General features: G+C 68.8%; 11 protein-coding genes and 1 pseudogene. 2 read left to right on the top strand and 10 right to left on the bottom strand.

The window, feature by feature from the left end:
* Positions 1-42: 42 nt before the first annotated feature.
* The 6 genes and pseudogenes from EQG76_RS33245 to EQG76_RS02165 form a co-directional block, all read right to left on the bottom strand.
* Entirely contained in the window at positions 43-351 is a 309-nt protein-coding gene (locus EQG76_RS33245; protein WP_159710201.1) for a virulence factor, read from the bottom strand.
* 43 nt (positions 352-394) lie between these two features.
* Positions 395-865, bottom strand: a pseudogene (locus EQG76_RS33240) (DUF1638 domain-containing protein); the annotation flags it as partial.
* A gap of 107 nt (positions 866-972) precedes the next feature.
* On the bottom strand, positions 973-1,680 hold the full coding sequence (locus tag EQG76_RS02180; RefSeq protein ID WP_159710199.1) for a corrinoid protein: 708 nt from the start codon (positions 1,678-1,680) through the stop codon (positions 973-975).
* Positions 1,681-1,810: 130 nt separating this feature from the next.
* Positions 1,811-2,713, bottom strand: coding sequence for a dihydrodipicolinate synthase family protein (locus EQG76_RS02175; protein WP_159710197.1), 903 nt, complete (start codon positions 2,711-2,713; stop codon positions 1,811-1,813).
* A 101-nt stretch (positions 2,714-2,814) separates the two neighbouring features.
* Positions 2,815-4,731: a potassium transporter Kup gene (locus tag EQG76_RS02170; protein ID WP_235031164.1), complete on the bottom strand. Its 1,917-nt coding sequence runs from the start codon at positions 4,729-4,731 to the stop codon at positions 2,815-2,817.
* Between the two features lie 126 nt (positions 4,732-4,857).
* Positions 4,858-5,634 carry an NAD kinase gene (locus EQG76_RS02165; RefSeq protein WP_159710195.1) on the bottom strand — a complete coding sequence of 259 codons (777 nt, stop codon included), beginning with the start codon at positions 5,632-5,634 and terminating at the stop codon, positions 4,858-4,860.
* Between the two features lie 195 nt (positions 5,635-5,829).
* On the opposite strand from EQG76_RS02165, the gene moaA reads away from it, so the two are divergent.
* Positions 5,830-6,822 (top strand): GTP 3',8-cyclase MoaA, encoded by a 993-nt coding sequence (gene moaA / locus EQG76_RS02160; protein ID WP_159710193.1) that lies wholly within the window; start codon positions 5,830-5,832, stop codon positions 6,820-6,822.
* A gap of 32 nt (positions 6,823-6,854) precedes the next feature.
* Here moaA and aroC read toward each other — a convergent pair whose 3' ends face one another.
* The 4 genes from aroC to EQG76_RS02145 form a co-directional block, all read right to left on the bottom strand.
* Positions 6,855-7,931, bottom strand: coding sequence for a chorismate synthase (gene aroC, locus EQG76_RS02155; protein ID WP_159710191.1), 1,077 nt, complete (start codon positions 7,929-7,931; stop codon positions 6,855-6,857).
* A gap of 122 nt (positions 7,932-8,053) precedes the next feature.
* Complete coding sequence (locus EQG76_RS31525; protein ID WP_200840491.1) at positions 8,054-8,218, bottom strand: hypothetical protein; 165 nt, start codon at positions 8,216-8,218, stop codon at positions 8,054-8,056.
* 132 nt (positions 8,219-8,350) lie between these two features.
* Positions 8,351-9,178, bottom strand: coding sequence for an enoyl-ACP reductase FabI (gene fabI, locus EQG76_RS02150; protein ID WP_159710189.1), 828 nt, complete (start codon positions 9,176-9,178; stop codon positions 8,351-8,353).
* A 44-nt stretch (positions 9,179-9,222) separates the two neighbouring features.
* Complete coding sequence (locus tag EQG76_RS02145; protein WP_159710187.1) at positions 9,223-10,113, bottom strand: YihY/virulence factor BrkB family protein; 891 nt, start codon at positions 10,111-10,113, stop codon at positions 9,223-9,225.
* Positions 10,114-10,247: 134 nt separating this feature from the next.
* Here EQG76_RS02145 and EQG76_RS02140 point away from each other — a divergent pair.
* On the top strand, positions 10,248-11,415 hold a 1,168-nt coding region (locus tag EQG76_RS02140; protein WP_235031163.1), incomplete at its 3' end, for a dihydroxy-acid dehydratase domain-containing protein.

Here is an 11,415-nt window from a genome sequence, read left to right as displayed (position 1 = left end):
GGTCATCTTCAAGTCCGATGCAAAAAGGGAAGGGACGGCAGGTCAGGCCGGCTGGGGCTCGTTGCCGCCATTGTTCACGAGCGCGCGGACACGCTCCTGCGGGTAGGCGGCGTCCAGCTCGTCATGCGCGCGCTGCGCTTCCGCCTCCAGATCGTCGCCGCAGGCGACCGGCGCGGCCCGGCGCCACTGTTCCAGATAGGCGTCGGTACCGGTGAGCTTCGCCCGCATCGCCGCCCGGTCGATCGCCTCGGAGAACCGGGCCGGCAGTTCCCGCTTGGCCGTCTTGCGGCCCTGCCGGACGATCACCTGGGCGGGAATGTCCCGCCAGAACACCACGATGCGATCCGCCATCATCCTCTCCGCCTGCGGCGGCCTTCACGAAGTCGTCCAGCACCCCGAAGCCCACCGGGACATGCCGGAACTCCAGGCCCAGCCGCGCCGCCGCCGCCTCTGCCCGCTCCAGGCAGACCGGGTCGTCGGCCTGAGCGAGATAGACGATCCGGCGATAGTTGCCGAAATAAAGGGGCAGGAGGTCCGGATGCCGGTCCAGCCCCAGGCCCTGCCAGACCAGCGTGTCGAACTGGCGGGCCAGAAAGTCGGTCAGCCAGAACGTGCCGACCTCCTCCTCCGCCAGCTGCTCGAACCGGTCAAAGCCCGCGAAGAAGGCGTAGCAGTGGGCGCCCTCAATGCGCCGGACCCCTTCCTCGGCCAGCACCCGGTCCAGCTCCCCACCGGTGCCGCAGTCGCCATAGGCGACCAGGATCCGGTCATAGTCAGCGCGGTGCCGCGCGATAGCGTCGCGTACCGCGCCTGGGATGAGCTGCGGCTGGTTGTGCAGCTGGGCCGGCAGGCATTGCAGCCGCACATGGTCCAGCCCGTTCACGCGGACCAGCGCCAGGATCTCGCGCGCGAGCGCGCCGCAGGCGAGGATCAAGGTGGACTTCCGCTGGCACACGGCTGCGCCCGGCTCCGTCAGCTCACCAGGCCACGCTGGTTGTGCTTGCGCGCCATGAACTCCTTGGCGGTCTCGACCGCCACCGCGGCATCGCGGCAATAGGCATCGGCACCGATCGCCTTGGCGAAGGCCTCGTTGAGCGGTGCGCCGCCCACCAGCACGATATAGTCGTCGCGCCGGCCCCGCTCGATCAGCGTGTCGATCACGACCTTCATGTAGGGCATGGTGGTGGTGAGCAGGGCCGACATGCCGAGGATGTCCGGCTTGTGCTCGTCCAGCGCTGCGAAGAACTTGTCGACGTCGCAGTTGATGCCGAGGTCGATCACCTCGAACCCGGCGCCTTCCATCATCATCCCGACCAGGTTCTTGCCGATGTCGTGGATGTCGCCCTTGACGGTGGCGACCACCATCTTGCCGACCGTCGGCGCGCCGGTCTCGGCGAGCAGCGGGCGCAGGATCGCCATGCCGGCCTTCATGGCATTGGCGGCGAGCAGCACCTCGGGCACGAACAGGATGCCGTCGCGGAAGTCGATGCCCACCACGGTCATGCCGCCGACCAGCGCCTCGGTGAGCACGCGATACGGCGTCCAGCCCCGCTCCAGCAGGATGTTGGTGCCCTCGACGACCTCGTCCTTGAGCCCGTCATAGAGATCGTCCTGGATCTGCTTGACCAGCTCGTCGTCGTCGAGCTCGCGAAGGTCCAGTTCGTCGCCGGCGTCGCTCATCATCCCGTCCCGTGAGGGCGTTGGTACTTATCGCTTCCATAGCGGAGCAATGGCCGGGGGCGCTTCTCGCGGTACGACCGGTCCTGACCGGTTCGCGACGAAGCGCCGTCCCGAGCGCATAAAAATATCTTTATACCTTTGTTTCTATGTTGGCCAGGGCTGCCTTCGCCGCCGCCAGCCCCGAATCATCGGCGAGCTCGACCAGCGGCGGGCGCACCCGCCGCCACTCCGGATCGTCCAGCCGGAGCGCCAGCAAGGCCTTGATCGACGGGATCAGCGGGCCGCCTTCCACCGCCTTGCGCACCGCCGTGACCTGGACCTGCGCCGCCTCGGCCGCGGCCGCATCGCCCGCCTTGAACAGGTCGAACACCTTCCGGCTGCCGGCGCCGTTCAGGTTGGCGGCAGCCGAGATCGAGCCGGCGCCACCCGCCTGCAGCACGGTCAGCAGATGGTGGTCGGCGCCCGGGAACACAGCGAGATCCGGAAACGCCCGCACCAGGCCCAGCGTGTGCTCCAGGTCGGCGGAGCTGTCCTTGATGCCGGCGACCATCGGCCCGAACCGCTCCCGCAGGGGCGTCACCACCGCGGGCGTGATCGGGACGGCCGAGACCTTGGGGAAATGGTAGAGGATCACCCTGGCCTCGGCTGGCAGGCGCTCCAGCACCTCGGCGAAGGCCGCCGTCACGCCCGCGTCCGACACGCCCTTGTAGAAGAACGGCGGCAGCATCAGCAGATGCCGGCAGCCGAGCTCCAGGGCATGGCGAGCGAGCGTCAGCGTGTCGTCCCGCGCGCACAGGCCCACGCCCGGCAGGATCCGCTCGGCCGCGATGCCGGCGCCGACCAGATCCTCCAGCATCGCCTTGCGTTCCGCGATCGTGAACGACGCCGCCTCGCCCGTGGTGCCGAACAGCGCCACGCCATGGCAGCCGCCTGCCAGAAGGCGCTGCACATGCGCCCGCGTGCGCGCGCGGTCCACCTGGCCGTCCGCCGTGGCCGCGGTCACCGCCGCCGCGAAGATCCCTTCGAGCCTCACCTGCATGGTCTCCTATGCCTGTCCGGCCAGGACCGGCCGGTGGGGCCATCGTGCCGGCTGAACATCATGCGGACCAGCCCCGACGGAAGGGGATGCCTGGTTCAGATCTCGATCTGGGTGCCGACCTCGATCACCCGGTCGGGTGGCAGGTTGAAGTAGGCCGTGGGGTCCGTGGCGGTCGCCGACATGTTGATGAACAGCCGCTCCTGGACCGGGTGCAGGTAGCCGCGGGTCGACGGGACCAGGGTCTCGCGGCCGAGGAAGTAGGAGGCGCGCGCCGGGTCCACGGTCAGGCCGGCCGCGGCTGCCGCACGCAGGGCCGCGGGGATGTCCGGCCGGTCCATGAAGCCGAAGCGCACCACCACCGACCAGAAGCCGTCGCTTAAGTGGCGGGCGCTGATGCCCTGCTCCAGCGGCACGCGCGGCACGTCGTCGGTGCGCACGGTGAGCAGCACGACCTGCTCGTGGAGGACGTGGTTGTGCTTCAGGTTGTGCAGGAGGGTGTTCGGCACGATCGACACGTCGCTGCACAGCACGACGGCGGTGCCGGCGACCCGCTGGCAGCGCGAGCTGGCGGTGACCGAGCGGATGAACAGCTCGATCGCCATCGACTGCTGGGTGCGCAGGTCGGCCAGGACGCGCCGGCCGCGGACCCAGGTGCGCAGCATCAAGAAGATGATCCCGGCCATCAGCAGGGGCATCCAGCCACCCGCCGGGATCTTCAGGCTGTTGGCGACGATATAGGCGGCATCCAGGCAGAGCAGGCTGCCGAACAGGAGGATCGCCCAGAGCCGGGGCCAGCGCCACAGCCAGATCGCGACCAGGCAGGCGAGGATGGCGTCGATTCCCATCGCGCTGGTCACCGCGATGCCGTAGGCGGCCGCCAGGCCGGACGAGCTCTCGAAGGCCGCCACCAGCGCCAGCACGCCCGCCATCAGCAGCCAGTTGATCCGCGGGATGTAGATCTGGCCGATCTCCTGCTCGGACGTGTGCTGCATCACCATGCGGGGCAGGTAGCCCAGCCGGATGGCCTGCGAGGTGAGGGAGAACACGCCCGAGATCACCGCCTGGCTCGCGACGATCGTGGCGAGCGTTGCCAGCAGGATGAGCGGGACCAGGCCCCACTCCGGCACCAGGTGGTAGAAGGGCGAATCGATCACCTCCGGATGGTCGAGGATCAGGGCGCCCTGGCCGAAATAGTTGAGCACCAGAGCGGGCATCACCGCGCCGAACCAGGACATCCGGATCGCCCGGCTGCCGAAATGGCCCATGTCGGCATAAAGGGCCTCGGCACCGGTCACGCACAGCACGACCGAGCCCATCGCCACGAAGGCATGCAGGCCCTCCTCGCGGAGGAACAGGATGGCCCAGCCCGGCGAGATCGCGCGCAGCACGTCGGGGCTCTGCACGATCTGGACCAGCCCCAGCACCGCGAGGACGCTGAACCAGACCAGCATGATCGGCCCGAACAGGCGGCCGACCATCGCGGTGCCCCGGCGCTGGATCAGGAACAGCGCCACCAGGATCAGGATGGAGATCGGGACGACATAGCCGTCCAGCCGCGGGTCCAGCGTCTGCAGGCCCTCGACCGCCGACAGGACGGAGATGGCGGGGGTGATGATCGCGTCGCCATAGAACAGGCCCACGCCGATCATGGCGAGGGCCAGCACCACGAACTTGCGCGCATCGCCGCGGGCACCGCCGCTGCCTAGGGCCAGGGCGGCCAGCGCCAGCACGCCGCCTTCGCCCTTGTTGTCGGCGCGCATGATCAGGACGACGTATTTCAGCGCCACGATCAGGGTGAGCGACCAGAACACGAGCGACAGGACGCCGAGGACATGGAGCTCGTCCAGCACGAGGCCGCCGGCGTGACCGAATGCCTCCCGCATCGTGTAGAGCGGGCTGGTGCCGATGTCGCCGAACACCACGCCGAGCGCTGCCAGGACCAGGCTGGCGCGCAGCTTCGGCGCGATCGGGAGATGCTGACCGGAAGCGGCGGCGGCCGAATGGTTGGCCAAGTACGGCGCCTTTCAGATGGGCGAAAGCCGCGCGCTCATACACCAGCCGCGGGCAAGCGCAATCGGCTCATCGCGCCCGGCAGCCATGCCTTCGACGAACGCCGTCGCCCGCACCCGATCCGCCCCTCAGGGCACGAACTGTTCCTTGAGGATCCGCTCTTCCAAATGGTGCTCGGGATCGAACAGCAGGCGCAGCTCGATGCTGCGGTCCTCCCAGATCTCCACGGTCTTGACGTCGCGGACCTCGGTATAGTCGGCGACGGCACTGGCCGGCCGCTTGATGGGGTCCAGTACCCGAATCGTGAAGCGCGCCTCGTTGGGCAGGAGCGCTCCGCGCCAGCGGCGCGGGCGGAACGGGCTGATCGGCGTGACTGCCAGGAGGTTGGCACCCAGCGGCAGGATCGGCCCATGGGCCGACAGGTTGTAGGCGGTGCTGCCGGCGGGCGTGGCGACCAGCACGCCATCACATACCAGCTCGGGCAGGCGGACCACCCCGTCGATCTCGATGGCGAGCCTGGCCGCCTGCCGGGTCTCCCGATAGATCGACACCTCGTTGATCGCCATGCCGGACACCCGGCTGCCATCCGCGGCCATCGCCTCCATCCGCAGCGGATGGAGCACCACCTCGCGCGCACCGGCCAGGCGCTCGGCCAGATCGTCGATGCCGAACGCGTTCAGGAGGAAGCCGACGGTACCGAGGTTCATGCCGTAGATCGGCACGCCGCGCTTCATCTGGCCGTGCAGCGTTTCCAGCATGAAGCCGTCGCCGCCGAGCGCCACCACGATCTCGGCGTCGTCGAAATGGACGGGCGGCCAGCGCCGCGTCAGCACCTCCATGGCGGCTTCGGCCTCGGGCGTGGCGGCGGCGACGAATGCCAGCTTGGGCAGGGCAGGTCTGGCCATGGCGGAGGTCCGATTTCCCTGCGGGGCGCCCGGTCGGGCGCGGCGGCAACTGCCTGTTGTTTCGGCACCACCGGTGGAGCCGGTTCACTTCCGGCACCTGAGTGCCTAAGTTCTAGGGGCGGAGCATAGACAGGCCCCCGGCCGCTTACCAGCGGCCCCGCAGCCAAAGGGGTCCGCCCTGATGCAGGACAAGCGATGCTGATCGATCCGTTTGCGCGCAAGATCACCTACGTGCGCGTCTCGGTGACCGACCGATGCGACTTCCGCTGCGTCTATTGCATGGCGGAGAACATGACGTTCCTGCCCAAGGCGGAGCTACTGACCCTGGAGGAGCTCGACCGGCTGTGCAGCACGCTGGTGGAGATGGGCGTGCGCAAGCTCCGGCTGACCGGCGGCGAGCCCCTGGTCCGGCGGGACGTGATGTGGCTGATCCGCCAGGTCGGCCGGCACCTGCGCACTGGTGCCCTCGACGAGCTGACCGTCACCACCAATGGCAGCCAGCTCGCCAAGCACGCCGAAGGCCTGGTCGAGGCCGGGGTCCGGCGGGTCAACGTCTCGCTCGACACGCTCGATCCCGAGCGGTTCCAGGCGATCACCCGCTGGGGGCGCTTCGCCCAGGTGATGGGCGGGATCGAGGCGGCCAAGGCGGCGGGCCTGGCGGTCAAGATCAACGCGGTGGCGCTCAAAGGGGTCAACGAGGACGAGATCGACCGGATGGTCGAGTGGTGCGGCGAGCGCGGCTTCGACCTGACGCTCATCGAGACCATGCCGCTGGGCGACATCGACGGCGACCGCACCGACCAGTACCTGCCGCTCTCGCTGGTGCGCGCCCGGCTGGAGCGGCGCTGGACGCTGGAGGACCTGGACTACCGCACGGGCGGGCCCGCCCGCTATGTCCGGGTCGCCGAGACCGGGGGCAGGCTCGGCTTCATCACGCCCATGACCCATAATTTCTGCGAGAGCTGCAACCGGGTCCGGGTGACCTGCACGGGCACCATGTACATGTGCCTGGGCCAGGAGGACGCGGTCGACCTGCGCACGCCGCTGCGCTCCTCGGAGGGCAACCAAGCCCTGGAGCAGGCGATCCGCGACGGCATCGCCCGCAAGCCCAAGGGGCACGACTTCATCATCGACCGGCGGCGCAAGGCCCCGGCGGTGGCGCGGCACATGAGCGTCACCGGCGGCTGAGCCGGCCCCAGGCGAGCGGGCTCCGGGACGCTCTACCGGAGGCCGTAGATCCCGCGCTGGCGGAGCAGGTGGTCGGCCAGCACCACCGCCATCATCGCTTCGCCCACCGGCACCGCCCGGATGCCGACGCAAGGGTCGTGGCGGCCCTTGGTCAGGATCTCGGTCTCGTTGCCGGACCGGTCGATCGTGCGCCTGGGGGTGAGGATCGAGGAGGTGGGCTTCACCGCGAAGCGCACCACCACGTCCTGGCCGGTGGAGATCCCGCCCAGGATCCCGCCGGCATGGTTGGACAGAAAACGCGGGCCGTCATTGCCCATGCGCATCTCGTCGGCATTGGCCTCGCCGCTGAGGGCAGCCGCGGCGAAACCGTCGCCGATCTCCACCGCCTTGACCGCATTAATGCTCATCATCGCCTTCGCGAGGTCGGCGTCGAGCTTGTCGTAAACCGGCTCGCCCAGGCCGGCCGGCACGCCGCTGGCGGTCACCTCGATCACCGCACCCACCGACGAGCCGGCCTTGCGGATCGCGGCCAACTGCTCCGCCCAGCGCGCAGCCGCCTCGGGGTCGGGGCAGTAGAACGGGTTGCGGTCGATCTCCGCGTCGTCGAACCGCACCCGGTCGATCCGGTCCGGCCCCATCTGCACGAGGCAGCCGCGGATCCGCACCGCGTCGCCCAGCACCTTGCGCGCGACGGCACCCGCGGCGACCCGCGACGCCGTCTCGCGCGCGGAGGACCGGCCGCCGCCGCGATAGTCGCGGATGCCGTATTTCTTGTCATAGGCGTAGTCGGCGTGGCCAGGACGATACTTGTCCTGGATGTCGCCATAGTCCCTGGACCGCTGGTCCTGGTTGCGGATCAGGAGCTGGATCGGCGTGCCGGTGGTCCGGCCCTCGAACACGCCGGACAGGATCTCGACCTGGTCGGGCTCCTGGCGCTGGGTGGTGAACTTCGACTGACCCGGCCGGCGCCGGTCCAGCCAGACCTGGATGTCCGCCTCGGTGAGCGGCAGAAGCGACGGCACCCCGTCGACCACGCAGCCGATCGCCGGCCCGTGGCTCTCGCCCCAGGTGGTGAAGCGGAAGAGTTCGCCGAAACTGCTGCCTGCCATGGCTCCCCAAGCCCCGCCGCGCCGATGCCGGCGGCAGGTGCGCGGAACGCCGGGGAGCGGTCAAGGGGGCACTGCCCGGCCGGACCCCGATCGCTGGGGCCGGCCGGGGCAGGCCGCTCAGGTCAAGGCGTGGTCGTGCCACCGGCAGGCGGCGTCGCCGGGTCCGTGGTGGCAGGCGGCGTGGCCTCGGGCGCCACCGGCGTGGTCGCGGTCCTGGGCCAGAAGATCCATGCCAACAGGATCACGATGATCACCGCGATGATGATGTACCAAGTTCTGCGGTCCACGGGCTTCCTCCTCCCTGCCGGTTCGGCAGCCAAGCGATCGATGATGGAGCCAAGCCCGAATGGGCGGGCCTGGCATTCGAGGCACGTAGGAGGAAAGCTCGTACCTGGCTGTGTGGTTCCGCCCGGATGGCCTCAGACGACCGATATGTCGGGCGCGTCGGCCGCCTTCATGCCGACGACGTGGTAGCCGCTGTCGACATGCAACACTTCACCGGTGGTGCCGGCACCCAGATCGGACAGCAGGTACACTGCGGCCCCGCCCACGTCCTCGATGGTCGTGTTGCGCTTGAGCGGCGCATTGTATTCGTTCCACTTCAGGATGTAGCGGAAGTCGCCGATGCCCGATGCGGCGAGCGTCTTGACCGGCCCGGCCGAGATGGCGTTGACCCGGATGCGCTGGCCGCCCAGGTCCACCGCCAAAAAGCGTACCGAGGCTTCCAGCGCCGCCTTGGCCACGCCCATCACATTGTAGTGGGGCACCACCCGCTCTGCCCCCAGATAGGTGAGTGTCAGCAGAGAGCCACCCTCGGTCATCAGCGGGGCCGCGCGCCGAGCGAGGTCGGTGAAGCTGAAAACCGAGACGTTCATGGTGTTCTGGAAGTTCTCGAAGCTCGTGTCGACGTAGCGGCCCTTCAGCTCCTCCTTGTCGGAGTAGGCGATCGCGTGGACCACGAAGTCGAGCCGGCCCCACTGATCCTGGATGCTTGTGAACAGCGCGTCCATCGAGGCGGAGTCGGTGACGTCGGCCGGCAGGACCAACGGGGCACCCAGCTTCTCGGCAAGCGGCACCACCCGCTTCTTCAGGGCTTCACCTTGGTAGGTCACGGCTAGTTCGGCACCGTGCGCCGCGACCGCCGCTGCGATGCCCCAGGCCAGCGAGCGGTCGTTGGCGATGCCCATGATCAGGCCGCGCTTGCCGGCGAACAACGGCCCGGCCGAGGCGGGCTTGGTAGCGCTCATGAGCAGAGATCTCCGATGGATAAAAGCGCTGGGTGGAGCGGTTCTTAACCGTGCACCAGCGGGGCCGAAAGAGGGCTGGGCGTACTGGCCCGGTCGACGGCGGCGGCGAGCTGGGCGCCCAGAAGGAAGATGACCGCCGAGAGCCAGAAGAAGAACATCGTCACCATGACGCCGCCGAGGCTGCCATAGGTCACGCTCATGCTGCTGATGTTGCGCATGTAGTAGGAGAAGCCGAACACGAACGCGTTCCACGAGACGGCGACGAACATCGCCCCGGTCGCCAGCCGGGTCAGCGGGATCTTCCGGCCGGGCAGGAGCCGGAACAGGGTCAGGGACACCGAGAACAGGATGACGATGCCGGCCAGATGGGTGGACCAGGCGCCCACCATCCGCGTCAGCTCGGGGTCGTGCAGGAGCCGTGCCGCGATCTGGAGGCCCAGAGGCAGGATCAGGGTCATGGTGGTGAGTGCTATGGCGCAGACCCCGGCAAAGCAGGTCAGCAGCAGACCCTGCAGGCGCCGCATCGGCCATTCTTTGGCGCTGACTGTGGCGTCGAAGATACGGTTCAGTGCATTGCGTACCGCCTCGATCGCGCTGGACGCCACCCAGAGCGTGCCGATCATCGACACGGTGAGTATGGTCGGGTGCGCCGCCCCGCGGACCTCGTTGATCAGCGGCTTCACCCAGCCGGCGACCTCAGCCGGCAGCAGGGTGAGCGCCAGGTCGATCGACCGGGTGGCGGCTTCGCTCTGGCCGATCCAGCCGGCCAGGGTGAGCAGGAAGATCAGGAACGGCACCAGGGCGAACAGCGTGTCGAACGCGATCGCCGCCGCATGGGTCAGCCCATCGTCGTAGATGAAGCGGGTGAACGCCCGCTGCACGATCTTGCGCAGCGAGATCGGCGGCCGGGGCGCCAGGTCATGGACAAGTTCCATGGAGGTGAAGTCGCACCGCCGGCGTCATGGAACAAGCCGTGGCGCTTTCGCCTGCATGCCGCACCGTCCCGGCTGGCCACGCGCGGGTGCTACGACTATCGTCCTGGCAACATGACCGAAGGGCAGGCCGGCGCATGTCCCGGCCGGTGCGAGAGGAGGCGGCCGCCGTGGCGCGCGTGACGATCTTCAACAAGTCGGACCTGCCGTCGCGCTACTCCACGAGCGGCCCGCAGCGGGCACCGCACCGTTCCTACTACTATGCGATGGGCCTGACCGCAGACGATATCGGCAAGCCGTTCGTGGGGGTGGTCACCACCTGGAACGAGGCCGCACCCTGCAACATCGCGCTGGGCCGCCAAGCCCAGGCCGTCAAGCGTGGGGTCGCCAAGGCCGGCGGTACGCCGCGCGAGTTCACCACGATCACCGTTACCGACGGGATCGCCATGGGCCACCAGGGCATGAAGTCCTCCCTGGTGTCCCGCGAGGTGATCGCGGATTCTACCGAGCTCACCGTGCGCGGCCATGCCTATGACGCGCTGGTGGGCCTCGCCGGCTGTGACAAGTCGCTGCCCGGGCTGATGATGGCGATGGTCCGCCTGAACGTCCCGTCGGTGTTCATGTATGGCGGCTCGATCCTGCCTGGTCGCTACCGGGGACGCGACGTCACCGTGCAGGACGTGTTCGAGGCGGTCGGCAAGCATGCCGTGGGTGCCATCAGCGATGCCGACCTGGACGAGCTCGAACGGGTCGCCTGCCCGTCGGCCGGCTCCTGCGGCGGGCAGTTCACCGCCAACACCATGGCCTGCGTGTCCGAGGCGATCGGCTTGGCCCTGCCGGGCTCGGCCGGCACGCCGGCGCCATACGAGGCGCGCGACGCCTGGGCGGAGCGGTCCGGCGAGGCGGTGATGGCCCTGCTGGCGAGCCGGATCCGCCCGCGCGACATCGTGACCCTGAAGTCGCTCGAGAACGCAGCACGGGTGGTCGCCTGCTCGGGCGGGTCCACCAACGGTGCCCTGCACCTGCCGGCCCTGGCGCACGAGGCGGGCATTGCCTTTGACCTTCACGACGTTGCCGAGATCTTCCGCTCGACCCCTTATATTGCCGACCTGAAGCCCGCCGGGCAGTACGTGATGAAGGACTTGGCCGATGTCGGCGGGGTGCCGCTGATCATGCGGGCATTACTGGATGGTGGGTTGCTGCACGGCGATTGCATCACCGTCACCGGCAAGACGATCGCAGAGAACTTGGCGGACTTTCCCTGGCGGCCAGAGCAGGTGGTGGTGCGCCCGGTGAGCGATCCAA

Source organism: Geminicoccus flavidas (assembly GCF_009806515.1).
Lineage (GTDB): Bacteria > Pseudomonadota > Alphaproteobacteria > Geminicoccales > Geminicoccaceae > Geminicoccus > Geminicoccus flavidus.
Note: the sequence above shows the minus strand (reverse complement) of the source record. Positions and strands in the feature narration are given on the sequence as shown.

Bases quoted from the DNA above. Each gene is read 5' to 3' on its own strand.
- EQG76_RS33245 (WP_159710201.1), bottom strand. From the start codon at position 351: ATGGCGGATCGCATCGTGGTGTTCTGGCGGGACATTCCCGCCCAGGTG.
- EQG76_RS02180 (WP_159710199.1), bottom strand. From the start codon at position 1,680: ATGAGCGACGCCGGCGACGAACTGGACCTTCGCGAGCTCGACGACGAC.
- EQG76_RS02165 (WP_159710195.1), bottom strand. From the start codon at position 5,634: ATGGCCAGACCTGCCCTGCCCAAGCTGGCATTCGTCGCCGCCGCCACG.
- moaA (WP_159710193.1), top strand. From the start codon at position 5,830: ATGCTGATCGATCCGTTTGCGCGCAAGATCACCTACGTGCGCGTCTCG.
- aroC (WP_159710191.1), bottom strand. From the start codon at position 7,931: ATGGCAGGCAGCAGTTTCGGCGAACTCTTCCGCTTCACCACCTGGGGC.
- fabI (WP_159710189.1), bottom strand. From the start codon at position 9,178: ATGAGCGCTACCAAGCCCGCCTCGGCCGGGCCGTTGTTCGCCGGCAAG.
- EQG76_RS02145 (WP_159710187.1), bottom strand. From the start codon at position 10,113: ATGGAACTTGTCCATGACCTGGCGCCCCGGCCGCCGATCTCGCTGCGC.